At 71.1% G+C, this 24,255-nt stretch carries 24 protein-coding genes and 1 tRNA gene; 11 read left to right on the top strand and 14 right to left on the bottom strand.

From position 1 onward, the window contains the following. Positions 1-88 precede the first annotated feature (88 nt). A complete protein-coding gene (locus ACF07S_RS07765) occupies positions 89-1,117 on the bottom strand; it encodes a P1 family peptidase (protein WP_391963647.1) in 1,029 nt (342 codons plus the stop codon). Between the two features lie 42 nt (positions 1,118-1,159). Between ACF07S_RS07765 and ACF07S_RS07760 the strand changes: the two genes are divergently transcribed. Further along, on the top strand, positions 1,160-1,336 hold the full coding sequence (locus ACF07S_RS07760; protein ID WP_391973682.1) for a hypothetical protein: 177 nt from the start codon (positions 1,160-1,162) through the stop codon (positions 1,334-1,336). Between the two features lie 22 nt (positions 1,337-1,358). On the opposite strand, the gene ACF07S_RS07755 is transcribed toward ACF07S_RS07760, so the two are convergent. From ACF07S_RS07755 to ACF07S_RS07730, 6 genes are all read right to left on the bottom strand, one after another. Then, complete coding sequence (locus ACF07S_RS07755) at positions 1,359-1,826, bottom strand: MscL family protein (RefSeq protein WP_391963646.1); 468 nt, start codon at positions 1,824-1,826, stop codon at positions 1,359-1,361. A gap of 195 nt (positions 1,827-2,021) precedes the next feature. Beyond that, positions 2,022-2,609 (bottom strand): hypothetical protein, encoded by a 588-nt coding sequence (locus tag ACF07S_RS07750; protein WP_391963645.1) that lies wholly within the window; start codon positions 2,607-2,609, stop codon positions 2,022-2,024. A gap of 222 nt (positions 2,610-2,831) precedes the next feature. Beyond that, the gene (locus tag ACF07S_RS07745) at positions 2,832-3,674 is read right to left on the bottom strand and encodes an S-methyl-5'-thioadenosine phosphorylase (protein ID WP_391973681.1); all 843 of its coding nucleotides are present in this window, start codon (positions 3,672-3,674) and stop codon (positions 2,832-2,834) included. Between the two features lie 138 nt (positions 3,675-3,812). Beyond that, a complete protein-coding gene (locus tag ACF07S_RS07740) occupies positions 3,813-4,157 on the bottom strand; it encodes an FmdB family zinc ribbon protein (protein ID WP_391963643.1) in 345 nt (114 codons plus the stop codon). A 67-nt stretch (positions 4,158-4,224) separates the two neighbouring features. Beyond that, on the bottom strand, positions 4,225-5,511 hold the full coding sequence (locus tag ACF07S_RS07735; RefSeq protein ID WP_391973680.1) for an MFS transporter: 1,287 nt from the start codon (positions 5,509-5,511) through the stop codon (positions 4,225-4,227). Between the two features lie 292 nt (positions 5,512-5,803). Then, complete coding sequence (locus ACF07S_RS07730; RefSeq protein WP_391963641.1) at positions 5,804-7,345, bottom strand: potassium/proton antiporter; 1,542 nt, start codon at positions 7,343-7,345, stop codon at positions 5,804-5,806. A 237-nt stretch (positions 7,346-7,582) separates the two neighbouring features. Here ACF07S_RS07730 and ACF07S_RS07725 point away from each other — a divergent pair, with 237 nt between their 5' ends. After that, complete coding sequence (locus ACF07S_RS07725; protein WP_391973679.1) at positions 7,583-10,414, top strand: penicillin acylase family protein; 2,832 nt, start codon at positions 7,583-7,585, stop codon at positions 10,412-10,414. Positions 10,415-10,574: 160 nt separating this feature from the next. On the opposite strand, the gene ACF07S_RS07720 is transcribed toward ACF07S_RS07725, so the two are convergent. Then, positions 10,575-11,213, bottom strand: coding sequence for a 5-formyltetrahydrofolate cyclo-ligase (locus ACF07S_RS07720; protein ID WP_391963639.1), 639 nt, complete (start codon positions 11,211-11,213; stop codon positions 10,575-10,577). 92 nt (positions 11,214-11,305) lie between these two features. Here ACF07S_RS07720 and galU point away from each other — a divergent pair, with 92 nt between their 5' ends. The 7 genes from galU to ACF07S_RS07685 all read left to right on the top strand — a co-directional run bounded on the left by galU (position 11,306) and on the right by ACF07S_RS07685 (position 16,882). After that, the gene (gene galU / locus ACF07S_RS07715) at positions 11,306-12,217 is read left to right on the top strand and encodes a UTP--glucose-1-phosphate uridylyltransferase GalU (RefSeq protein WP_391963638.1); all 912 of its coding nucleotides are present in this window, start codon (positions 11,306-11,308) and stop codon (positions 12,215-12,217) included. Further along, positions 12,214-13,536: a gephyrin-like molybdotransferase Glp gene (glp, locus tag ACF07S_RS07710; protein WP_391963637.1), complete on the top strand. Its 1,323-nt coding sequence runs from the start codon at positions 12,214-12,216 to the stop codon at positions 13,534-13,536. Before galU ends, glp begins: the two co-directional genes overlap by 4 nt. 86 nt (positions 13,537-13,622) lie before the next feature. Next, on the top strand, positions 13,623-14,135 hold the full coding sequence (moaC, locus tag ACF07S_RS07705; RefSeq protein WP_391973678.1) for a cyclic pyranopterin monophosphate synthase MoaC: 513 nt from the start codon (positions 13,623-13,625) through the stop codon (positions 14,133-14,135). Continuing rightward, positions 14,132-14,674: a molybdenum cofactor biosynthesis protein B gene (locus ACF07S_RS07700; RefSeq protein ID WP_391963635.1), complete on the top strand. Its 543-nt coding sequence runs from the start codon at positions 14,132-14,134 to the stop codon at positions 14,672-14,674. The genes moaC and ACF07S_RS07700 overlap by 4 nt, the downstream gene beginning before the upstream one ends. 26 nt (positions 14,675-14,700) lie before the next feature. Continuing rightward, positions 14,701-15,315, top strand: a complete 615-nt coding sequence (locus tag ACF07S_RS07695; protein ID WP_391963634.1) for a GNAT family N-acetyltransferase — start codon at positions 14,701-14,703, stop codon at positions 15,313-15,315. 212 nt (positions 15,316-15,527) lie between these two features. After that, positions 15,528-16,739, top strand: coding sequence for a gephyrin-like molybdotransferase receptor GlpR (gene glpR, locus ACF07S_RS07690; RefSeq protein WP_391973677.1), 1,212 nt, complete (start codon positions 15,528-15,530; stop codon positions 16,737-16,739). 69 nt (positions 16,740-16,808) lie between these two features. Next, positions 16,809-16,882 (top strand) — tRNA-Ala (locus ACF07S_RS07685). A 190-nt stretch (positions 16,883-17,072) separates the two neighbouring features. On the opposite strand, the gene ACF07S_RS07680 is transcribed toward ACF07S_RS07685, so the two are convergent. Both ACF07S_RS07680 and ACF07S_RS07675 read right to left on the bottom strand, forming a co-directional pair. Further along, the gene (locus ACF07S_RS07680) at positions 17,073-17,432 is read right to left on the bottom strand and encodes a DoxX family protein (RefSeq protein WP_391963632.1); all 360 of its coding nucleotides are present in this window, start codon (positions 17,430-17,432) and stop codon (positions 17,073-17,075) included. A gap of 175 nt (positions 17,433-17,607) precedes the next feature. Beyond that, the gene (locus ACF07S_RS07675) at positions 17,608-18,114 is read right to left on the bottom strand and encodes a cupin domain-containing protein (RefSeq protein WP_391963631.1); all 507 of its coding nucleotides are present in this window, start codon (positions 18,112-18,114) and stop codon (positions 17,608-17,610) included. 81 nt (positions 18,115-18,195) lie between these two features. Between ACF07S_RS07675 and ACF07S_RS07670 the strand changes: the two genes are divergently transcribed. Beyond that, positions 18,196-19,047 (top strand): LysR family transcriptional regulator, encoded by an 852-nt coding sequence (locus ACF07S_RS07670; protein WP_391963630.1) that lies wholly within the window; start codon positions 18,196-18,198, stop codon positions 19,045-19,047. Between the two features lie 466 nt (positions 19,048-19,513). On the opposite strand, the gene ACF07S_RS07665 is transcribed toward ACF07S_RS07670, so the two are convergent. From ACF07S_RS07665 to ACF07S_RS07650, 4 genes are all read right to left on the bottom strand, one after another. Next, positions 19,514-19,903 (bottom strand): hypothetical protein, encoded by a 390-nt coding sequence (locus tag ACF07S_RS07665; RefSeq protein ID WP_391973807.1) that lies wholly within the window; start codon positions 19,901-19,903, stop codon positions 19,514-19,516. A gap of 535 nt (positions 19,904-20,438) precedes the next feature. Continuing rightward, positions 20,439-20,900 carry a hypothetical protein gene (locus ACF07S_RS07660; protein WP_391973676.1) on the bottom strand — a complete coding sequence of 154 codons (462 nt, stop codon included), beginning with the start codon at positions 20,898-20,900 and terminating at the stop codon, positions 20,439-20,441. A gap of 104 nt (positions 20,901-21,004) precedes the next feature. After that, entirely contained in the window at positions 21,005-22,801 is a 1,797-nt protein-coding gene (locus ACF07S_RS07655) for an alpha/beta hydrolase (protein ID WP_391973675.1), read from the bottom strand. Positions 22,802-22,810: 9 nt separating this feature from the next. After that, entirely contained in the window at positions 22,811-23,254 is a 444-nt protein-coding gene (locus tag ACF07S_RS07650; RefSeq protein WP_391973674.1) for a hypothetical protein, read from the bottom strand. 394 nt (positions 23,255-23,648) lie between these two features. Between ACF07S_RS07650 and ACF07S_RS07645 the strand changes: the two genes are divergently transcribed. Further along, on the top strand, positions 23,649-24,245 hold the full coding sequence (locus ACF07S_RS07645; RefSeq protein WP_391963629.1) for a hypothetical protein: 597 nt from the start codon (positions 23,649-23,651) through the stop codon (positions 24,243-24,245). Positions 24,246-24,255 lie beyond the last annotated feature (10 nt).

Raw genomic sequence — 24,255 nt, 5'->3', positions numbered from 1 at the left:
GGAACCGAGAAAACAGATGGCTGGAAAACGGGCGGGCCGCCGGAGAAATTCCCGGGCCGTCCGAAGGCGCCGCCACCGCTCGGCTTCTTCACCGTTCCCCGTACAACTCCCCGTAGGACGGCCATGATCCGCCCGGTCCGTCCACCGGTCCCGCGGCGCGCACCGCTCGCACGATCGCGCGGGTCACCAGGTCCGCGCCCGCGGCGAGCACCTCGTTCAGGGCGAGGGGGTCCGCCGCGTCGAGCGGGCGCTGCCCGGTGGCCAGGGTGAACACCGTGTCCCCGTCGCTGAGCAGATGCACCGGCCGCACCGCCCGCGCGATGCCGTCGTGGGCGGTGCCGGCGAGTTTCTGCGCCTGCGCCTTGGACAGGCCGGCGTCGGTGGCGACCACCGCGAGCGTGGTGTTCAGCGGGGGAGGCGCGTTCCGCCCGGCCGCCTGCGCGAGCCGGCGCAGCGCCGCCCGGTGCACCTCCGCGTCCGGGTAGCGCACCCGGCCCTGGAACAACTCCCCGTAGAGCACCCCCGTCTCCCCGTCGACCACCGAACCCGCGGCGTTGGCCACCACCAGCGCGGCCACCGTGACGCCCGACTCCAGCACCGTGCTCGCGGTGCCGATCCCGCCCTTCAACTGACCGGCCACCGCGCCCGTACCGGCGCCGACGCAGCCTTGCGGCACGGGTGCGCCCGGCTCGCTCGCCGCCGCGGCCTCGACCGCGGCACGACCGGTGGCCGCGTCCGGCCGGGCCCGGAAGTCGCCGCCCCGGCCCAGGTCGAAGACGCAGGCGGCCGGCACCACCGGCACCACATGCGCGGGATCCGGGCCGACCCGCACCCCGCGCCCCCGTTCCTCCAGCCAGGCCATCACCCCGGACGCCGCGTCCAGCCCGTAGGCGCTGCCCCCGGTCAGCACGATCGCCTCGGCCCGCTGCACCAGGTTGCGCGGATCGAGCGCGTCGGTCTCCTTCGTGCCGGGGCCGCCCCCGCGCACGTCCACCGCGGCCACGGCCCCGCCCTCGGGCGCGAGCACGACGGTGGTGCCCGTGAGCCAGCCGTCACCGGTGCGCGTCGCGTGCCCCACGCGCAGGCCGGCCACATCCGTCAGAGCGTCAGCTGTCATGGGATCAGTCCTGCCCGCCGGGAGGGGCCGTACCCTGGGCGTATGAGCACCGCCCCCGACCCCCGGCCGCGCGAGCCGAAGCCCGCGCTGGTCTTCGACGACCCGCTGGACCAGCAGTCCCCGGACGACACGGACCGCGGCTGGGGCGAGCGCCCGTCCGGCGACAGCGCGTCCGATCTGAAACGCTTCCTGGACGAGAAGCCGCCCCACCACATCTGAACCCCTCCGCCCACGGGGCGCCCTACCGTCCGCCGTGGCCCGTGCCGCGCTGCGCGACGAGGGTGTCGCGGATCTCCTTGAGCACCTCCAGCTCGGTGACCCCGACGACCTCCTGCGTGCTCTCCTTCGCCTTCCGGCGGGCCTCCACCCGGGCCAGGTACTTCGCCATGGGCAGCACCATCAGGAAGTAGACGACCGCCGCGGTGATCAGGAACTGGAGGGTCGCGCCGAGCACGGAGCCCCACAGGATCCGGACGCCGGTCGCGGCGTCCCCGGTGCCCTCGCAGGGGCCCTTCAGGCACGAGCTGTAGCTGTCCAGGTTCCTCGTGCCGAACGCACCCACCAGCGGGTTGATGACGCCCTTCACCACCGCGTTCACGATGTTGGTGAAGGCGGCGCCGATGACCACCGCCACGGCCAGCTCGACGACGTTCCCACGCGTCAGGAAGGCCTTGAAGCCCGCCAGTACGGATTCCTTCTTCTCGCTCAAGTCGAGCCCCCATCTCAGATGCGCCGTGCACGGAACCGAACGCTCCGCAACCTATGCCAGCGCCGTGCCGGCGTGTCCAGCCGGGTCGCTCGAAAGAGGGCCCCGACGTGCGGGCGGAGCTCGAAATCGCGCCGTTCCCCGCGGTGCCGTTCCCCACCGCACCGTTCCCCGCGGTGCCGTTCCCCACCGCACCGGTCACCACATGGTCACCGCCAGCCGTGCCGTGGTGCTCGCGCCCGCCAGGCCGGACGCGGTGGCGCGCGGTACCGACAGCACCAGCAGGGCCCCGCCGTCGTGCGCGCCGTCCGCCGGGTCCGGCACCTCGGTCACCCGGGCCCCGCGAGCGACCACCCGGGCCTCACCCCCGGACACCGTCTCCTCGGCGGCGATCACGTCCACCCGGTCGCCCGGCCGCAGCAGCCGTACCGTCGCCGCGTCGGCGATCCGCACCGCCGCCGTGACCGTCGCGCCCGGCCGCCGTGACCGCAGGGGAGGGGCCCCGGGGGACGCGGGGGCGGCCCGGGCGGCCGGGGACCCGTCGGGATGGCCGCGGGAGCGGTCCGCGTCCCGTGGTCCCGCCGCCACGAGCGCCGCCGCCGTGACCGCGAGGCCGGCCGCCACGGCCCGCCTCCGGTGCCGGACGAGCCGGCCCGGCAGCGGCAGACCGCCGCGCACCCGCACCGGGGCGAAGGGCGGCACCCCGCACGGGGCGGGGACGTCGGCGGCGGGCGGACGAGGACCCGCGGGGGAGGGGGAACGGAGCGCGGAGGGAGGACGGGACACGGGACCACCACCTGTGACGAGGGACCGGCTTGCGACCCCCACGATGAGGCCTCCCGCCGGGGCCCGCCGAGCCCTGTGGACGCACCGGGACCCTGTGGAGAACTCCGCCACCCGAACGAGCCGCTCCGCGGCTCCGTCCCCCGGACCGGCCGCTCCTTCCAGCCGGCCGCTCCTTCCAGCCGGGCCCCTCCGGGCGGCAGCCGCCCCACCCCACCCGGGCCCTTACGGCAGCGCGAACCCCGGATCCGTCCCGCCCAGGGCCGATGTGCACAGGCAGTCCCGTTCCTCCGTCGCCGGCAGCGCCGCCACCGTCTCGAAGAGCACCCCGCGGAGCCGGTCCACGTTGGCGGCGAACACCCGCAGCACCTCGTCGTGGGAGACCCCCTCGCCGGTCTCGGCGCCGGCGTCGAGGTCGGTGACCAGCGTCAGCGAGGTGTAGCAGAGCTCCAGCTCGCGGGCGAGCACCGCCTCGGGATGGCCGGTCATGCCCACCACCGACCAGCCCTGCGCCTGGTGCCACGACGATTCCGCGCGGGTGGAGAAGCGCGGCCCCTCCACCACGACCAGCGTGCCGCCGTCCACCGCCTCCCAGTCCCGCACGCGCGCCGCCTTCAGCGCGGCCGCCCGTCCGGTGGGGCAGTAGGGGTCGGCCAGTGACACATGGACCACGTTCGGCACGGTGCCGTCGGGCAGCGGCAGCCCGTCGAAGTAGGTGCCCACCCGGGACTTCGTACGGTCCACGAGCTGGTCCGGAACCAGCAGCGTGCCGGGTCCGTACTCGGGCCGCAGACCGCCCACCGCGCACGGCCCGAGCACCTGGCGCACCCCTACCGACCTGAGCGCCCACAGATTGGCCCGGTAGTTGATCCGGTGCGGCGGCAGATGGTGGCCGCGCCCGTGCCGGGGGAGGAAGGCGACCGGCCGGCCGGCCACCTCGCCGAGGAACAGGGAGTCGCTGGGCGCCCCGTAGGGGGTGTCCACCTGGACTTCGGTCACGTCGTCTAGGAAGGAGTAGAAACCGGAGCCGCCTATCACGCCGATCCCGGCCTTCGCCATGTTCGCCATGCCCCGCACCCTAACGGCACCCGGAAACACCGAAGACCCCGTCGCCGGCGGACGACAGGGTCTGGTGGGGAAGGTCCCGTGAGGAAGCGTCCCGCCGCGTCCGCGGCGGTACCGCCGGCCGGACCTCGGTCCTCGGTCCTACGCGGCGGTGGTGCTGGTCGAGCTGCCGGAGCCGGACGAGCCGGACGACGAGCCCGAACCCGAGCCGGAGGACGACGAGGAGCCCGTCGAGGAGGAACCGGAGGAGCCGGAAGAACCGGAGGAGCCTGTGGCCTTCGACGGCGCCGGGGAGCTGCTCGACGAGGAGCCGCGGCTGTCGTTGCGGTAGAAACCGGAGCCCTTGAAGACGATACCGACCGCCGAGAACACCTTCTTCAGGCGCCCGTTGCAGGCGGGACACTCGGTAAGAGCGTCGTCGGTGAACTTCTGCACCGCCTCGAGGCCCTCGCCGCACGCGGTGCACTGGTACTGGTAGGTCGGCACTGTCTTCCTCCTGGCACTCTCACTCGATGAGTGCTAACGACGCTCCATACTGACCTATTCCCTGCGTTCAGTCCACTGCGGCGGGCTCGCGGTGACCCACGCCACGTGCGACGGTGCGTCCGCGCGGCCCCGGCACCAGCCGTGAACGCAGCGCCAGCAGTGTCGCGAGGGCGAGCACCGTACCGGCCATCGGCACCAGGAACCCGGCGCCGGCCCACAGCCGGTCCTCCAGCTGCCCGGCGGCCGTGACGGCCGCGGCCTGGCCGAGCGCGACGGCGCCGGTCAGCCAGGTGAAGGCCTCGGTGCGGGCACCGGCCGGGACCAGGCTGTCCACCAGCGTGTAGCCGGTGATCAGGGCCGGCGCGATGCACATGCCGACCAGGAGGCCGAGCCCCGCGAGGAGCAGCGCCGACTCGGCCGTCCACAGGGCGGAGGCGGTGAGCGCGAGCGCCGCGTAGCCGACGACCAGGCGCCGCTGCGGGGTGGTCCTCCAGACGATCGCTCCGCAGACGATGCCGGAGAGCATGTTGCCCGCGGCGAAGACGCCGTAGAGGACGCCGTTCAGGCCGGGCTCGCCGATCGACTGGCTGAACGCGGCCAGCGAGACCTGCATGCCGCCGAAGACGGCCCCGATGCCCAGGAAGGCCGCGATCAGCACGCGCACCCCGGGGACGCGCAGCGCGGAACCGTGCTCCACGCGCGTGTGCCCGTCGCGGCCCGCCCCGGGCTGCGTTCCCTTCCGGGCGGCGAACAGCAGCCCGCCGACCAGGGTGAGCGCGGCCTCGGTGACCAGTCCGGCGGCCGGGTCGACGGCCGTGCACAGGGCCGTGGCCAGCAGTGGTCCGACGACGAAGGTGAGCTCGTCGGTGACGGACTCGAACGCCGCCGCGGTGGTCATCAGCGGGGAGCCCTTGAGCCTCACTGCCCAGCGGGCCCGCACCATGGGCCCGATCTGCGGCACCGAGGCGCCCGTGGGCACGGCGGCGGCGAACAGCGCCCACAGGGGGGCGCCGGTCAGCGCCAGCGCGGTGAGGCCCAGTCCGGACACCGTGTGCACCAGCACGCCGGGCACCAGGACGGCGCGCTGCCCGTGACGGTCGGCGAGACGGCCGCTGCAGGGCGCGAACAGGGCCATGGAGACGCCGGTGACGGCGGCGACGGCGCCGGCCGCGCCGTACGAGCCGGTGGTGTGCTGCACCAGCAGCACGATGGAGAGGGTGAGCATCGCGAACGGCTGACGTGCCGCGAAGCCGGGGAGCAGGAACGTCCACGCGCCGCGGGTGCGCAGCAGTCGGCCGTATCCCGGGCGGGGAGCGGCGGCCGAGTCCTTCGACGTGGTGACCGTGGATGCCACGGCCCGTGCCTTTCTGCCGCCTGGTAGCGGCGTCCGCGCGGGTCGTGCGGGCGCGCCGAGAGCTGTCCTCTTGCGCTGACTGCGGTAGATGCCGGCGCCACAGCTCAGGGCGTCCCGGCCGCCATACGGTCGCGCCAGCCCTGCGTCAGGCAGAGTTGGTCCGATCTGGGGGTCGTCTGCATCATACAGGGATCAACGGGGACCAAAGAGGCGCGCGCCTGTGAAGAGGGGCACGCCGCCGCCGACGACGGGCCGCCGGGGAGCGAACCGGCTGTTCAGGACGGGCGTGCCGTCAGCGTCCCGGTCCGGGCTGTGATGCGTCGCCGCCCAGCCAGCCGGCCAGCTTGCCGCCGCGGCCCACCGCGCGCAGGCGCCGCTCGGCGGCGTCCCGTACCGGGTCCGTGGCGACGACGAGCAGTTCGTCCCCGCGCCGCAGCACCGTCGAGGGCAGCGGCACGAACGACTTCCCCCCGCGCACGACGAGGGTGACGGCGGCCCCCGCGGGCAGCCGCAGCTCCGCGACCTCCACGCCGTGCATCCGCGACCCGGCGGGGATGGCGACCGACAGCAGATGCCCGCGCAGCCGCTCCAGCGGCGCCGACTCGATGCCGAGGTCGGCGGCCCCGGCGTCCCCGCCCAGCCGCAGCGTGCGCGCCAGCCAGGGCAGGGTCGGCCCCTGGACGAGGGTGTAGACGACGACCAGGACGAAGACGATGTTGAAGATCTCCTCGCTCGACTCGACGCCCTGCACCATCGGGATGGTCGCCAGGATGATGGGCACGGCGCCGCGCAGCCCCGCCCACGACATCAGCGCCTGTTCCTGCCAGGGCACCCGGAACGGCAGCAGGCACAGCACCACGCTCAGCGGGCGGGCCACCATGGTCAGCACCAGCCCGATGACCAGCGCGGGCACGATGACGCCACCCAGCTCGTGCGGGGTGACCAGCAGGCCGAGCAGGACGAACATGCCGATCTGGGCGATCCAGCCGAGCCCTTCGGCGAACCCGCGCGTGGCGGGCCAGTGCGGCAGCCTGGCGTTGCCCAGCACCATCGAGGCGAGGTAGACGGCGAGGAAGCCGCTGCCGTGGGCGATGGCGCCCGCCGCGTACGCGGCCACGGCGATGGCCATGACGGCGATCGGGTAGAGGCCGGACGCGGGCAGCGCCACATGCCGCAGCCCCCAGGCGCCCAGCCAGCCCACCGCGATCCCGATGGCGGCACCGATGACCAGCTCCAGCGCTATCTCGCCGAGCAGCACGTACCAGTGCTCGACGGGACCGGCCGTGGAGAACGCGACGACGAGGATGACGACGGGGGCGTCGTTGAAGCCGGACTCCGCCTCCAGCGTGCCCGTCACCCGCGCGGGGAGCGGTATTTTCCGCAGCACCGAGAAGACGGCCGCCGCGTCGGTCGACGAGACCACCGCGCCGATGATGAGCGCCTGCCGCCACTCCAGCCCGATCAGGAAGTGCGCGGCCGACGCCGTGACCCCGACGCTCACCGCGACGCCGGCCAGCGCGAGCGCGGACGCGCCGGGCAGGGCCGGTCCCACCTCCGTCCACTTGGTGCCCAGACCGCCCTCGGCCAGGATCACGACCAGGGCCGCGTAGCCGATGACCTGGGTCAGTTCGGCGTTGTCGAAGTGGATGCCGCCGATGCCGTCCTGGCCCATCGCGATGCCGATGCCCAGGTAGACGAGCAGGCTGGGGAGCCCGCTGCGCGAGGAGACCCGGACCGCTGCGACGGCGACGAGCAGGACGATCGAGCAGACGAGCAGGAGCTGGTTGAGGTGGTGGACAGTCAGCGGCCGTTCCCTTCCCTGACTCATGCGCACCCGCGCGTGAGCTCACGTACATCGCATGCGTTCCACCGCTTGCACGGCAAACTACTTCGTTACCTTACCTAAATCTTGACGCTTTCTTGACGCGGATCGAGGCAAGATCGAACGGCCGTCCGGGCTGGTTCCCGACTCCGCGTCAAGGGCCGCGGGGCCCTGCGCCTATCGTTGCTCCAGCGCTCAGTTAAAAGCACAGCCCGACCTGCCGCTCGCGTTAGGACAGCAAGGACAGCGATGCCCACCGACACCACCGCCTCCACGGGTCAGCAGGCCGGCAAGCCCGGCAGGAAGAAGGGGCGTAGAGCCCGACTGGTCGTGCTCGTCCTGGTGCTGGCACTGATCGGCGGTGTCGCCTACGGGGGGTACTGGTCCGTCAGCACCGTGCGTGCCTCCTTCCCGCAGACCAAGGGCTCGATCACGCTCCAGGGCCTGTCGGGCACCGTCGACGTCAGACGTGACGGCCACGGCATCCCGCAGATCTACGCCTCCTCCGACGAGGACCTGTTCATGGCGCAGGGCTACGTCCAGGCGCAGGACCGGTTCTACGAGATGGACGTGCGCCGGCACATGACCTCCGGGCGCCTGTCGGAGATGTTCGGCAAGAGCCAGATCGACAACGACGAGTTCCTGCGCACCCTGGGCTGGGACCGGGTCGCCGAGGAGGAGTACGACAAGAAGCTCTCCCCCGCCACGAAGAAGCACCTCCAGGCCTACGCCAAGGGGGTCAACGCCTACCTGGCGGGCAAGGAGGGCAAGGAGATCTCCCTGGAGTACGCCGCGCTGGGCTTCACCAACGACTACAAGCCCGGTCAGTGGACCCCGGTCGACTCCCTGGCCTGGCTGAAGGCGATGGCCTGGGACCTGCGCGGCAACATGCAGCACGAGATCGACCGCGCGCTGATGACCAGCCGCCTCGGCCCGAAGCAGATCGCCGACCTGTACCCGTCGTACCCGTACGACCGGAACAAGGCGGTGATCCAGGAGGGCCAGTACAACGAGCTCACCGGCGCGTACGAACAGGGCGGGAGCACGGGCGGCACGGGCACGGGAATCGGAACCGGCACCGAGACGGGAACCGGCACGGGCACGGAGACGGGAACCGGCACGGGCACGGAGACGGGCACGGGAACCGGCACGGGGACCGAGACCGGCACCGGCACCGCCGGGTCCGCCCTGGAGGGCCAGCTGACGGGCCTCCAGGAGGTCATGCAGGACCTCCCCACCGCCGTCGGCGTCAACGGCGACGGCATCGGCTCCAACTCCTGGGTGGTCGCCGGCGAGCACACCATCACCGGCGAGCCGCTGCTCGCCAACGACCCGCACCTGTCGGCCGCGCTGCCGTCCGTCTGGTACCAGATGGGCCTGCACTGCCGCAGCGTCTCCGCCAAGTGCCAGTACGACGTCGCCGGCTACACCTTCGCGGGCATGCCCGGCGTGATAATCGGCCACAACCAGGACGTCGCCTGGGGCCTGACCAACTCCGGCGTCGACGTGACCGACCTCTACCTGGAGAAGATCACCGGCGACGGCTACCAGTACGACGGCAAGGTGGTGCCGTTCAAGACCCGCGAGGAGACCATCGAGGTCGCCGGCGGCACGGCACGGAAGATCGTCGTCCGTGAGACCAACAACGGGCCCCTGCTGTCCGACCGTTCCTCCGACCTCGTGAAGACCGGCAGGAAGGCCACCGTCGACAGTGCCGCCCCCGACCGGGGCGACGGCTACGGCGTCGCGCTGCGCTGGACCGCGCTGGAGCCGGGCCGCACCATGGACTCCGTCTTCGCGATGAACCGCGCGAAGGACTGGGACGACTTCCGGGAGGCGGCCGCCCTCTTCGAGGTGCCCTCGCAGAACCTCGTCTACGCGGACACCGAGGGCCACATCGGCTACACGCTGCCCGGGAGGATCCCCATCCGCGCGGAGAACCACGACGGTTCCGTCCCCGCCCCCGGCTGGGACCCCGACTACGAGTGGACCGGCTGGATGGAGCAGGACGCGCTGCCCTACGAGTTCGACCCCGAGCGCGGCTACATCGTCACGGCCAACCAGGCCGTCGTCGGCAAGGACTACCCGTACACGCTGACCACGGACTGGGGCTACGGCGCCCGCAGCCGGCGCGTCACCGACCTGATCAAGTCGAAGATCAAGGACGGCGGCAAGGTCTCCACCGACGACATGCGGCAGATGCAGCTCGACAACTCCAGCTCCATCGCCAAGCTGCTGGTGCCCGTCCTGCTCAAGATCGACACGGGTGACAAGGACGTGCGCGAGGCGCAGAAGCTGCTGGAGGGCTGGGACTACACCCAGGACGCCGACTCGGCCGCCGCCGCCTACTTCAACGCGGTGTGGCGCAACATCCTCAAGCTCGCCTTCGGCCACAAGCTGCCCAAGGAGCTGCGCGTCAAGGGCCAGTGCCTGTGGGTCGAACCGGTCAACACCACCGGGCCCGCCGACGAGGCGGACAAGGTCCGCGAGTGCGGCCAGCGGGACGCCGACCAGGCGCAGCCGAACGGCGGCGACCGCTGGTTCGAGGTGGTCCGCAAGCTGATGGAGGACAAGGACAGCGAGTGGTGGACGACGCCCAAGAGGGGCACCCGTCCGGCCGCGGACGACCGTGACGAGCTGTTCAAGCGGGCCATGATCGACGCCCGCTGGGAGCTGACCGCCAAGCTCGGCAAGGACATCGACACCTGGAGCTGGGGCCGGCTGCACCGCCTGTTCCTGAAGAACCAGACGCTCGGCACCGACGGTCCCGGCTTCCTGCAGTACATCCTCAACCGCGGCCCCTGGAAGCTCGGCGGCGGCGAGGCCACGGTCAACGCGACCGGCTGGAACGCCGCCGGCGGCTACGGAGTCGTGTGGGTGCCGTCCATGCGGATGGTGGTCAACCTCGGCGACCTCGACAAGTCGCGGTGGATCAACCTCACCGGCGCCTCCGGGCACGCCTACAGCTCCCACTACGTCGACCAGACGGACAAGTGGGCCGAGGGCGAGCTGCTGCCGTGGGCCTACTCGGACAAGGCGGTCGAGGACAGCACGAGCGACACCCTGCTGCTCAGGCCCTGACCCCGGCCCGCCCGCCGTCGGAAGCGGCCTCCACGCACACGCGCGGAGGCCGCTTCCGCGTACCGGGGGGAGCTTCCGCGTACGAGGGAGGCGCCTCGCGTCCGAGGGGACGGCCTCCGCGTCCGGCGGGGCCGCTTCCACGCACGTCCGGAGGCCGCTTTCAGCCGTTCCCCGCGGCGGGGGTCCGGCCGAACCGCCGTACCCCGGACGGAGTCACCACCGCGTGCACCGGCCGGTCGTGCGGCTCCTCGGGAACCCGCTCGACGATCTCGGAGTCGTACAGCAGCACCACCAGCGCCGGATGCGCGCCCGCGCGCTCCAGCCGGGCGAGGACCCGGTCGTAGGAGCCTCCGCCGCGCCCCAGCCGCATCCCGCGCGCGTCCACGGCCAGACCGGGCAGCAGTACGGCGTCCGCCCCCGTCACGGCGTCCGGCCCGAGCCGCTGCCCGGCGGGCTCCGAGAGGGTCATGCGTCCGCCGTGCCGGACCCGCGCGAGGGAGTCCTCCCCGGTGTACGCGCCCCAGTCCAGGTCGTTGTCGGGCAGCAGGGCGGGCAGCAGTACGCGTACGCCCCGTGCGCGCAGCGCGTCCAGCAGCGCGAGCGTGCCGGGTTCACTCCCGACGGAGACGTACGCCGCCACCGTGCGCGCGTGCGCCAGTTCGGGCAGCCCGAGGGCCCGCCGGGACAGCGCGGTCGCGGATTCCCGCACGTCATCCGCCGTCAACCCGTTCCTCACCGTGAGGATTTCCCGACGCAACGCCCGCTTGTCAGGATCGTGTGCGCGTTCGTCGTGTTCCACGTGCGTTCCCGTACCGTTCCAATGGGCTCATATGAGAGTCAAATAACCGGAGCCTCAGATTCCTCGCAAAGGCACCGGATAGGGTGGCGGGCATGTCTCAGTCACACCCTCGGATCAGCAAGGCTGTCATCCCCGCAGCGGGCCTGGGCACCCGGTTCCTGCCGGCCACCAAGGCCACTCCCAAGGAGATGCTGCCGGTCGTCGACAAGCCGGCGATCCAGTACGTGGTCGAAGAGGCCGTCGCCGCCGGTCTCGACGACGTCCTCATGGTGACGGGCCGCAACAAACGCCCCCTGGAGGACCACTTCGACCGCAATTACGAGCTGGAGTCGGCCCTGCAGAAGAAGGGCGACGCCGCGCGCCTGGCCAAGGTCCAGGAATCCAGTGACCTCGCCACCCTGCACTACGTCCGCCAGGGCGACCCCAAGGGCCTCGGCCACGCCGTGCTGTGCGCCGCCCCGCACGTGGGCAACGAGCCCTTCGCCGTCCTCCTCGGCGACGACCTGATCGACCCGCGCGACCCCCTGCTCCAGCGCATGATCGAAGTCCAGGAGCGGCACGGCGGCAGCGTCATCGCGCTGATGGAGGTGGCCCCCGAGCAGATCCACCTCTACGGCTCCGCCGCCGTCGAGGCCACCGCGGACGCCGACGTCGTCAAGGTCGGCGGTCTGGTCGAGAAGCCCGCCGCCGAGGACGCGCCCTCCCACTACGCCGTCATCGGCCGCTATGTCCTCGACCCCGCCGTCTTCGGCATACTGCGCAAGACCGAGCCCGGCCGCGGCGGCGAGATCCAGCTCACCGACGCCCTCCAGCAGCTCGCGGCGGACGAGAAGATCGGCGGCCCGGTGCACGGCGTCGTCTTCCAGGGCCGGCGCTATGACACCGGGGACCGCGGGGACTACCTGCGTGCCATTGTCCGACTCGCGTGCGAACGTGAGGACCTGGGCCCGGACTTCCGGACCTGGCTCCGCCGTTACGTCACCGAGGAGATGCAGCAACGTTGAGCACCGCCGCGCCCCGCACCGCAGGTCCGGACCACCTCTGGTCGGTGGACGAGCACCTGGACGACATCCTCGCCACCGTCCGGCCCCTCGAGCCCATCGAGCTGAACCTCCTCGACGCCCAGGGCTGCGTCCTGGTCGAGGACGTCACGGTGCCGGTGTCCCTGCCCCCGTTCGACAACAGCTCCATGGACGGGTACGCGGTACGGGTCGCGGACATCGCGGGCGCGAGCGAGCAGTACCCGGCGGCCCTCGAGGTCGTCGGGGACGTCGCGGCGGGCCAGGCCGACCTCCTGCACGTCGGCCCCGGCCAGGCCGCCCGCATCATGACCGGCGCCCCGCTCCCGCCCGGCGCCGAGACCGTCGTCCCCGTCGAGTGGACCGACGGCGGACTCGGCGCGGGTCCGGCCACCGGGATGCGCGCCCGCAGCCTGGCCCCCGAGGGCGCCACCGGGCAGGTCCACGTCCACCGCCCGGCCGGGCCCCGCGCCCACGTGCGCGCCGAGGGCAGCGACGTCCGGGCCGGGGACCGCGCCCTGCGGGCGGGCACGGTCCTCGGCCCGCCGCAGATCTCGCTGCTGGCCGCGATCGGCCGCGGCACGGTCCGGGTGCATCCGCGCCCGCGCGTGGTGGTGGTCTCCACCGGCAGCGAACTCGTCCAGCCCGGCGAGGAACTGCGCTCCGGTCAGATCTACGACTCCAACAGCTTCGCCCTCACCGCCGCCGCGCGGGACGCCGGCGCGATCGCCTACCGGGTGGGCGCCGTCGCCGACGACGCCGCCACCCTGCGGGACACCATCGAGGACCAGCTGGTGCGCGCCGACCTGGTGGTCACCAGCGGCGGCGTGAGCGTCGGCGCGTACGACGTCGTCAAGGAGGCGCTGTCGTACGCCGGCGACGAGGACGAGCCCGGCAGCGGCGTGGAGTTCCGCAAGCTCGCCATGCAGCCGGGCAAGCCCCAGGGCTTCGGCTCCATCGGCCCCGACCACACCCCGCTGCTGGCCCTGCCCGGCAACCCGGTCTCCTCCTACGTCTCCTTCGAGCTGTTCGTCCGCCCCGCCATCCGCACCCTGATGGGCCTGCCGGACGTCCACCGGCCGAGGGCCCGCGCGCGGCTCGCCGCCGACCGGGAGCTGATCTCGCCGGCGGGCCGCCGCCAGTTCCTGCGCGGCCGGTACGCCGACGGCACGGTGACGCCCGTCGGCGGCGCCGGATCCCACCTCGTGGCGGCCCTCGCGCAGGCCGACGCGCTGATCGTCCTCCCCGAGGACGCCGAGTCCGTCGCGCCCGGCACCGAGGTCGAGGTGGTCCTGCTCGGCTGAGCGCGGCCGGTTGGCGGTACCGTGTCGCGCACAGCAGGCCCGTGCGCCGCACCGCGACGGGCCAGGACCGGGAGCGCCACACGATCATGACCGTGCCATCCCGGGGGGACACCCCCGGACCCTCCGAGCAGTCCCGTCTGTCCCACCTCGACGAGGCGGGCGCCGCCCGCATGGTCGACGTGTCCGGCAAGGACGTCACCGCCCGCACCGCGCGCGCCACCGGGCGCGTCCTGGTCTCGCCGCGCGTGATCGAGCTGCTGCGCGGCGAGGGCGTCCCCAAGGGCGACGCCCTGGCCACCGCCCGGATCGCGGGCATCATGGGCGCCAAACGCACGCCCGATCTGATTCCGCTGTGCCACCCCCTGGCGGTGTCCGGTGTGAAACTGGACCTGTCGGTCGCGGACGACGCCGTGGAGATCACGGCGACCGTGCGGACGACGGACCGCACGGGCGTCGAGATGGAGGCGCTCACCGCGGTCTCCGTCGCCGCCCTCACCGTGATCGACATGGTCAAGGCGGTCGACAGGAAGGCGGTCATCACGGACGTGCGGGTCGAGGAGAAGACGGGCGGCAAGTCGGGCGACTGGAGCCGGTCATGACGCACGACGGGCCGGCCGGCGACGCGCTGTCCGCGCCGTACAGGGCGCTCGTGGTCACCGCGTCCAACCGGGCCGCCGCCGGGGTCTACGAGGACAGGGGCGGCCCGCTGATCGCGGACGGTCTGCGGCGCCTCGGCTTCGCCGTCGACGGCCCCCGGGTGGTCCCCGACGGCGACCCCGTGGAGGCCGCCCTGCGCGCGGGCGCCGACGCCGGGTACGACGTCGTCGTGACCACCGGCGGCACCGGCATCTCGCCCACCGACCGCACCCCCGAGGCGACCCGCCGGGTCATCGACCACGAGGTTCCCGGCATCGCGGAGGCCATCCGCGCGTACGGCCGGGACAAGGTGCCCACGGCCGCCCTCTCCCGGGGCCTCGCCGGGGTCGCGGGCCGGACGCTGATCGTCAACCTGCCCGGGTCCAGCGGCGGGGTGAAGGACGGTCTGGCCGTCCTCCAGCCGCTGCTGAGGCACGCCGTCGACCAGCTGCGCGGCGGTGACCACGCCGGAGCGGACGCCGGTGCCGGGGGTGCGAGCTGAACAGCCCGCACTGGCCGGTCGAGCTGGTGGACGGCGACATCGTCCTCCGGCCGATAAAGCTGCGCGACCAGAAGGCGTGGCGCGAGGTCAACCGGCGCAACCGCGAGTGGCTGCGCCCCTGGGAAGCGACCATTCCGCCGCCCACGCCCAGCGGTCCGGTCACCCACCGGCCGACCTACCGCCAGATGGTCCGCCACCTCAGGTCCGAGGCGAACGCGGGCCGGATGCTGCCGTTCGTCATCGAGTACCGGGGGCGCCTGGTCGGCCAGTTGACCGTCGCCGGGATCACCTGGGGCTCGATGTGCTCGGGGCACGTCGGCTACTGGGTGGACGAGTCGGTGGCCGGCCGCGGGGTGGTGCCGACGGCCGTGGCGATGGTCGTGGACCACTGTTTCCGCACCGTGGGACTGCACCGCATCGAGATCTGCATTCGCCCGGAGAACCGGCCGAGCCGCAGGGTCGTGGAGAAACTCGGATTCCGCGAGGAGGGGCTGCGGCCGCGATATCTGCACATCGACGGTGGCTGGCGCGATCATCTCGTCTTCGCGCTCACCGCGGAGGAGGCCGCCGACGGTTTGCTCGCCCGGTGGCACCGGGCACGCTCTCAGCAGCGGTCCGGCCACCAGCTGCCCGGAACGTGAACGACGCGCCCCGGGAATCCCGCGGGACCCGGGAAATTGAATAAATGTTCGAATTCAAGTCGGATATGACCGTCTTCGAACCCGGAATTCCCGGATCCAGTCACCTCCCGATCGTGTCGGTCACAAAAAAAGCTCGAAATATCAGCCAGATCGTGCGACACACCGGCCCAATTGGCGGATGGCCCCGCGTAAACCCCTCTACCGTGTGAGGCGTGAGCAGCAGCGGCCTCATCTACGCAGTCATCGTCGGGGCCTGGGCCGCCTACTTGGTGCCGATGTGGCTCCGTAGGCAGGACGAGCTGAACGAGGCCCGTCCGACGGAACGCTTCAGCACCGCCATCCGATTGCTGTCCGGACGGGCGGGCATGGAGCGCCGGTACGCCAAGGACCTGCGGGCGCGCTCCACCGGCGAGGGGGAGCAGGGCGTCCACGACCCGGACGCGATCACCGACTCGGTGGACGTCCGGGCCTTCGCCGTGTCCCAGACCCGCCCGCACGCCCAAGCGCCCGTACCGTCCCTCCCCGCGGAGCGGCCGGAACCGGCACCCGCCCGGGCCGGCCGGCCCTCTCGCGAACACGAGGACCGGCGGGCCCCCGATTCCGCCGCCGCGCGGGCGCGGGTTCCCGCCGCCCGCCGGGCCGCGGACATCCGGCGGGACCGGGCGGCGCAGGCCGCCGCGGCGCGCGCCCGGCGCACGAAGGTGCTCGCCCGCCGTCGGCGCACCACCACGATGCTGTTCGTCGCCTTCACGCTCGGCGCGGTCGTCGCGGCGGTCGGCGGACTCGCGTTCCTGTGGGCGCCGGGCGTGCCGGCCGTGCTGCTGAGCGCGTACATCGCGTATCTGCGCTCCCAGGAACGCCACCGGTTCGCGTACCAGATGGACCGCCGCCAGGCCGAAGTCGCGGCGCAGCGGCTGCGGGAGCGCGAGCGCCAGCCGCGCCGCCGTCCCTCCGCCGACGAGAGCGACCCCGACGAACCGGAGGGACCGGAAGCGGGAGCCGACACCGACCCGGGCCTGACCGCGCTCGCCGCGGACCGGCGCGCGCTCGTCGAGCAGACCGACCACGCCGAGTGGGTCGACCAGCAGCGCGAGCGGCAGCGCCGCCCCGGCCAGGGCGGCGACAGCTGGGACCCGGTTCCGGTGCCGCTGCCCACGTACGTGACCGCCCCGGTCGCCCCGCGCGCCACCAGCGACGTGGACCTCGGCGCGCCGGACACCTGGAGCTCGGCCCGCTCCAGCGCCGTACCGGCGGAGGAGGCGCCGGCGCCCGCGGAGGAGGCGGACCCGGACCCGGCCCCCGCCGACGGCGACCGCTGCGACGCCCGCAGGGCGGCCTCGGCCCGCCGCTCCCGCGAACGCGGACGCACCCCGCTCTTCGACCAGTACGAGGACGGGGACCGTCCGAAGGCCGCCAACGAGTAACGGGTAGCCCGTGGTGCCAACGGATTTCCGAGCACCTCGATCGGGATGCTAAAGTTTCACTCGTTGCAAGGGCCTGTGGCGCAGTCCGGTAGCGCACCTCGTTCGCATCGAGGGGGCCAGGGGTTCGAATCCCCTCAGGTCCACTGCACGACTGTTCCTGAGCTGGCTCAGGAGTGGTCGACGGGATCCCGACCGATCTTCATGATCGGTCGGGATCTTCGTCGTTTCCGGAGCCTGTTCGACCCTGTTCGGGGTGGTGGACGGCGGCGGTCCTCGGCGGCCGTGGGGCGGCCGGCCCTGGATTCGCATCCTCCGGTCGAGGACTGCGCTCGATCACAGCCTGACGGCCAGCCAGACGGTCACGGCGGCGGTGGCGGTGAGCCCGACGTTGAGCGCGATCCGGCGGTCCCCGCCGGTCAGGTGCACGGCGATCGCACCGGTCTGCAGGAGGACGAAACCGATGGCCGCGGCCGGCGCCAGCGAGGGCGCGACGCCGGTCAGCGGCGGCAGGACCAGGCCGGCCGCGCCGAGTACCTCGACCGCCCCCAGCGCCCTGAGGGCGGGCAGGGGTACGCGGTCGACCCAGGCCATCATCGGGCGGAGCCGATCGCGGCTGCGGATCACCTTCAGCGTGCCTGAGTAGCAGTAGAAGAGGGCGAGCAGTCCGGCCACGATCCAGTAGGCGATGTTCATCGTTCCCGTCCATGGGCCGCCGGTTCACGGAGGCCCCGTCGATTGCGTCGATTCCCAGGGAGGCCCCTGGAGAAGGCCCGGTCCGGTCGTCCGGGAGAGCCGGACGGCAAAGGCGGCAGCGCTACGCCCTCACCGGCCGGAAGAAGGGCGGCCGGGCCGTTCCGTCCCGTCGGTTTCAGGCGGGATCGGCGGCGGGGTCGGTGGCGGGCTCGGTCGCGTAGCGGCTCATCGCATCGATGTTGGCCTGTCGCGTCAGCGGCCGGCCGTCGGCGAACACCTCTTGGAGTTCCCGGAAGTACTGCACGTACAGGTCGGGGGTGAACGTGCTGAGCATGACGGCAGGTTGGCCGGCCGGGTTGGCGAAGGTGTGCGGGGTGCCCGGCGGAACCATCACGAGCGTGCCCGCGGTGGCGTCGTGCTCCTCGTCCCCGACGGTGAACCGCACGGTGCCGGAGAGAATGTAGAAGCCTTCGTCGTGTTGGGCGTGGCGGTGCTGCGGTGGTCCCTGGGTGTGCGGGGCCAGGACGGACTCGGCGATCGCAAGGCGGTGCCCGGTGTGGCTGCCGTCCTCCAGGACGCGCATGCGCGTGGTGCCCAGAAGGATCGTCTCACCGTCGCCGGGGCCCACCACCGATACGACGGGGGTGGACTGCGGCTCGCTGGTCTTCGTTTCCTCGGTCATGCTCACGAGTCCACCGCCGGGACCCCGCCCGTGTCCAAGACCCGTTCCGCAACGCCGATACCCCGTGGGTATCGTTGCAGCGTGGAGCTACGGACCTTGCGCTACTTCGTGGCGGTCGCCGAGGAACTCCACTTCGGCCGGGCCGCCACCCGACTGCACATGAGCCAGCCGCCGCTGAGCCGGGCGATCAGGCAGTTGGAGGCCGATGCCGGGGCCCCGCTCTTCGCCCGCTCACCCACCGGTGTCACGCTCACCGCGGTGGGCACGGTGCTGCTCGACGAGGCGCGAGCCCTGCTCGACCACGCCGACCGCGTCCGGCTGCGCGTGAGCGCGGCGGCCGGCGTCGCGGCCATCACGGTCGGCATCCTGGGCGATGGCACCGACCCCGGAGTGTCCAGGCTGGCCGCCGCCTACCGCCGGAACCACCCCGGCATCGACATCCGCATCCGCGACACCGACCTGACCGACCCGACGTGCGGGCTGCGCGCGGGACTGGTCGATGTCGCCCTCACCCGGGCGCCGTTCGACGAGACCGCCCTGACGGTGCGCACGCTGCGAACCGATCCGGTCGGCGCGGTCCTGCGCGCCGACGACCCGCTGGCCCGTCGCGACCGGCTGCGGCCGGCCGAGCTGGGCGACCGCCGCTGGTTCCAGTTCCCGCAGGGCACCGACCCCATCTGGCAGTCGTACTGGAACGGCGGCCGGCCGCGCGAGGGCCCGGTGGTGCGCGCCGTCCAGGAATGCCTGCAGGCCGTGCTGTGGAACGGCACGGTCGGCCTGGCCCCGCTCGGACACGACCTGCCCGCAGAACTGGCCGTGGTGCCGCTGACCGACATGGCACCGAGCCGAGTGGTGGTGGTGTGGAACGAAGGCGACACCAACCCGTTGATCCGATCCTTCGTCGAGATCGCGACAGCCGCGTACCGCCGCTGAGGGCCGGCGTCCGGTGCTGCCGCATCCCGTGAACAATTCGCACGCTGCGGCCCCCGCGTCGGATGTTCCGGCGGTGACTGCAGCGCGGACCCGCGTCCCGCTCCGGGGGCGATCGACCCCATCGTTGCGGGCCGTCGCACGCCTGCACCGCCGCCCCTCCCGTGTGTGAAGGCCTGAGCCGCGAGGCCGGCCCGTCGTCCACGCGCACGGGCCGCGCGTCGACGACGTCGAGGGCGGTCGGGTCCCACGGCTTGCCGATGAGGCGAAGGCCCGGCAACTGGCCGACGGCCTGGAAATGCCGGGCCGTGCCGGGCGGGTGGCCGCGGTAGGGCTCCTGGTCGTTGCGCTGGTGATCTCACTCCCGCGATCGACGGCAGGAGCCCTAACCGTTTCATACCGGGTCATATCCGGTATCTCGTCCTGAACCACGTCTTCGAGCAAGTCGCCAAGTCATGACGAGAAACGTTCACTTGGACCGATAGCAGGCCGATACAACCGTTACCTCGATAAGTGACGGATCGTCTCCGTACTTTCTCTCGTCGAGCAAACGCAAATCCACCGCGTATTCCTGCCCCTCGGACTCGGCGACGATCTGCGGGCTCTGCGCGGGACTGTCGTCCACGCCGTCCTTGACGATCTTCCAACCCTCCTCGGGGAGGCCTGTGCGGAGGCGCTCCATGGCCTCTTCCATGGCCGCTAAAGGAACCTGGTGGAAACTCCACGGATGACGTACGCGGTAAACGTTCTCTTCCGAATCATAATTTGTGCATCGCACCGTCATGGCGCCGGTGTCCGTCACCTCCCCCTGGAGAGCCGCTATCTCCCCAATCCGGCTGGAGGCCTGTTCGACCTCCATCTTCACTGTTTCTCCGTTGCGTACATTCATATCGGCCGACTCACTTCCCTGTGAGCAGCCAGCCAGCAGGATGCAGGAGGCGGCAGTACGCACGAACTTCCAAGTTCGCCTAGCCAAGTCAGGTCCTGGAGGGAACCGGTGATTTGATCGACCGGAACTCGGAGCGCACGTTCGGGTCAGGGGGGGAGCTTTCTGTGTGATTGAGCTCGATTGCGTCGGTTGTCGGCGCTGATGCAGAGGATTTGGCCACGCAGGGGGCAGCCGCTTCAAATTTCTAGTGATCTTCGGAAATTTGGCGGAGGCTGCCCCGGCATTATGGAGAGATGGTGGTTGCAGCCGTCCGGTGCCGAAAGTGTCGTCAAGAATTCTGTCAGCGTGTTCGACGGCTTTCTGCATGTTCGTCTTCGGGGTCTCCTCGGTAGGGATGCTCGAATTCTGACGGTCGGCCGTCCATTGCGCCGCGCCGACTGTGATGGCGCCGCATCTGACGTGCCGACGTGATCGTGCCGATATGCCGCCCATGCTCGGCCCTGCGTCAGAAGCGCTCGATCTCTTGGCCGTCCGGGATCTTGTAACAACCGGACACGACGTCCAGACTCAGCTTTGGCGGGTCATTCTTTGATCGTTGGGTGATTTTTATTCCGGCCTTCTTCTCGTTGTTATCGGCAGTCAGGGTGATGTTCTTGTTCTTGCTGGTGTCCGGTCCGTAATCGACGATTTTCCATCCGTTCTTCGGCAGCTCTGTCTTGAGTCGTTCCATCGCCACCTCGAGGTCACTTGCCGAAGTCGGGTAGAAACTCCAGGGATGGAAAATTCGAAAGTGCGTTTCCGTGTCCTTGTCCGAGCAGTCCATGACTCCGGGACGGTTGTCGGATGCCTTCCCCTTGACGCCGATCAGATCGTAGATACCGCTGGAAATCTTCTCCATGGCGTCCGAGGCCTCACGCGAAGTGCTCGTGCCGGCGGACGGAACACCCTCGGATTTGTTGTCAGTCATGCTGCATCCGGTGAGAGTAGTGAAGACGAGAGGAATGGTGAGCGCAAGAGCGCTCATTTTGATTTTCACGTCAGGGAGCCTTACTCCGTCGTACTGGGTGCGGTCTACTTCACGTGCGCCCACGGGTCGGGCGGCGCCTTCAGCGATACCTCGTCCCCTCTGCCGACGACGACCAGGGCCTGGTTCGCCAGACTCTGTGTCGTCTCCTCCCAGTAAGCGCTGTGCCCTTCGGTGTCCGTGGTCATTTGATTGGCGCCGAAGCTCGGGTCGCTGGGGATGACGAAGCCGTCCCCGCCGTGACCCCACCGACCGATGTCCGGAACAACGTCTCCGTCGGCCTCCGCGTTCCACACGTGCCCCTTGGGGACGTCCAGCTCCTCCGCATCGGACACCTTGACGCCAGGGCTGCCCGCGAGGATGACCTCATCGGCGTTGAGATGACCTGTCTGTGCCGCCGCGCCGACAAGAGTCGTCCCGTACGAGTGGGCGATCACGGTGGTGTGCCCCGGTGAATCGCCGGAGCGTGATGCGTCGAGTCCGTCCATGAAATTACGGAACGCCGGTGCGCCGTCGTACGCGTAGTGCTCGAAGGGTGCGTCCTTCACGACGCCGTCCGGCGCATCGTAACCGAGCCACGTGATCGTGGAAACGGATTCTCCATCGGCTTCGTCATTGGCTTTGCGCCAGACATTCGCCATCCGGTTGATGTTTCCCTTGATGCCCTCCAGGTCCGACTCCGTGCCCGGCACATAGACCGCCGTGTGATCCGCGGTGTCGGGATTTCCGTTGGCGACGATCGCGCGGCCGTCCTTCTCCGCGTCGAATCCCAGCAGGTACGCCTCCGGCAGCCCGTTCCTCCCGGTCGAGTCGAAGCGGTTCTGGATCGCCTGCATGCCTTTAAGGGATCTGTTGAGCTGGTCGTAACGGTCGCTGTACTTGTTGTGCCACTGCATCCATTCGTCGGTGTGGACCTTGGACGGGTAGCCCCCAACGGTGATCCAGGTCCATTCATTGGCGGGTGGCGCCGGGATCGAGTTCAGCTCCATCTGCATGCTGCCCCGCGTCGTGTCGAACAGGATGCGGTTGGCCTCGTCCCGAACCGTGGAGGGCAGTCCGTCGAGTGCGCCCACGGTGCCGGGTCGCATGGCAGCCCATGCGGCCTGCTCCTCCGCACTGAGACCCTTCCACCACTGCGCGTTCTCCTTCGGGCTGCCGTCCTTGGGCGGCTGTGGCAGTGAGTTGAGGTACTGCCCGCCGGCGTCGGTCACGCCCTTGGTGTCCGAGGACGTGTCGGCCCAGTCCGCGTCGGAGACGCTGAGGTCGTCGTCCGCCTTGAGGGCGCGCAGTTTGGGTGCCCATTTCTCGTCGGCTTCGGTCGCCTCCTTGAGGGCGGTGGCGATCAGGTCGGCGCAGTCCTGAGCGAGCCGGTGGTGGGGGTTGGGGTCGAGGTTGGCCGCTTGGCGGCCGACGGCGGAGGCCGTGCCGTCCGTCAGGCCGCTCACCGTGCCCCCTCCGGGGGTCTTGCCGTCCTTGCTCTTCTCCCCGCCCGGCGGGTAGGTGACCGAGCCGTCGGTGTTCACGGTGAGGTTCGCCGCTCTGGCGTTCTCGAGGGCGGTGTCGAGTTTCCTCTTGGCCGCTTCCATCTCGTAGGAGAAGGCTTCGAGAGCGGTACTGATGAGACCGCACTGTGTCTGGATGTAGTGGAAGTTCTGGCCCAGCGACGCCAGCTGCTTGCCTGCCGCCGTCGATGCCTTGCCCTTCAGGTGGTTCCTCATGGCCGCGGCGATCTGGTTCTCGATGCGGTCCTTGACCGCGCTCGCCATGTCGGAGGTGCTGCGATATCCGTCGGCCGCTTCGGAGTACTCGGTCGGCTTGAGGGCCTTGAGCGTCGCGAGGTCCATGGTGTCTCGTTATCGTCCCTTGTCCTGGCCGCCGACGGCCGGCGTGTCCGCGTACGCCACGTCGAGCTTCTTGATTTCGTCCTCGACCGACTCGTCCGTCCGGACCTGGTCGTTGCCCGCCTTCACCAGGAGGCCGGAGAGCTTCTCGCAGCGCCCGCTGACGTTCTTGACGTAGGTCTCCCATGAGGCGTGGACATCTTTCTGGGCGGCAGCGGTCAGGCAGCCGGTGTCGCTGCCGAGGCCAGTCTGACCGTCCTTCAGCTTTGCCGCCGCCTTGCTGATGTCCTCACGCAGCGAGCCGATGTCCGTGCCGGCCCTCGTCCAGACGGGCTTGTTCGAGATGAGGTCGGCCGTGCCGCCGCCCTGGTCGGCCGGCAGCTGGTTCAGCCGCATGTGCGCGGTGTGCTGCTCGGCCGCTGCCGTCTTCAGTTGCTCCCACTCGTCCCACGCCATGCGTGCCCCCCGTCGTGCGTTTTCGAGCGGTCGTCGGCGTACGACCGCGACGCCGTGGTGATCGACTCGCACGGTAGCGAGGCTTTGAAGCCCGATCCATCCGTCACGGCCACCATGCCGTTCGAGTACGCGTACTCAGGCGGAATCCGGTCATCGAGCCGGGTGGGGGCGGCGCGTCCTTGCCCAGGACACCGAAACGGGAGCGCCGATCGTCATTCCTCCGGGGCCGACCTGGGCGATCGGTGGTCCGAAAGACGGCGGGGTGGGTGAGCGGAGGCTGCCGGAAGGCGACCGGCGCCTTCTTCTCGCACGCGCGTGGCCGGGCACACCGCCCGGCCGGATGTTGAGTACGCGCGCTCATGACCGTGCGGGGAGCCGGTTGCAATATGCCTGCATGGACACGGACCCGGCCCCCACCGACGCCCCGACCGCGGAGAACCCGGGATGCTTCATCGGCTGCGCGGTGGCGATGCTGTTGCTGACGGTACTGATCGCCCTGGGAGCCTGGGCGCTGGAGGAGTTCGAGAAGGGGCTGGACGGGGACGGGCAGCTGGAGCGGACCGGCGCGTCCGGAAGCGTGGTGGACCCCCTCGGTCCCGGTGCGACCGCCCGGTACGAGGACGGCCTGGAGATCACGGTCAGTCCTCCTCGCCGGGAGGCCGACGGCACGTACGACTTGACGGTCACCTACGAGAACGACACCGACGAGGAGGTGTCGCTGGGCGGCGAGACGCTCGGGGACGCGGTCGGCGCCGCGCTCACCGTCCGTGAGGGCGAGCCCCTCGACGACCACGCCGTCGGCCACTACCTGACGTGGATGAACTGGCGGGAGTGCGCCTTCGCCCTCACACCGCCGCTCGGCGAGGACGAGACGCGCGAGGTCACGGTCCGGGTCAGGCCGGACAAGCGGGGGACGCCGGTCACCGTGGAGGTCATCCCGCCGGACGACGGCTACCGCGAGACGGCGTACTTCCAGGTCACCTTGGACTGATCGCGCTGCC

Origin of the sequence: Streptomyces sp. NPDC016640, from assembly GCF_043076215.1 — a bacterium.
Taxonomy (GTDB): Bacteria; Actinomycetota; Actinomycetes; order Streptomycetales; family Streptomycetaceae; genus Streptomyces.
The sequence above is the reverse complement of the archived record's forward strand: the minus strand, read 5'-3'. Positions and strand labels throughout refer to the sequence as shown.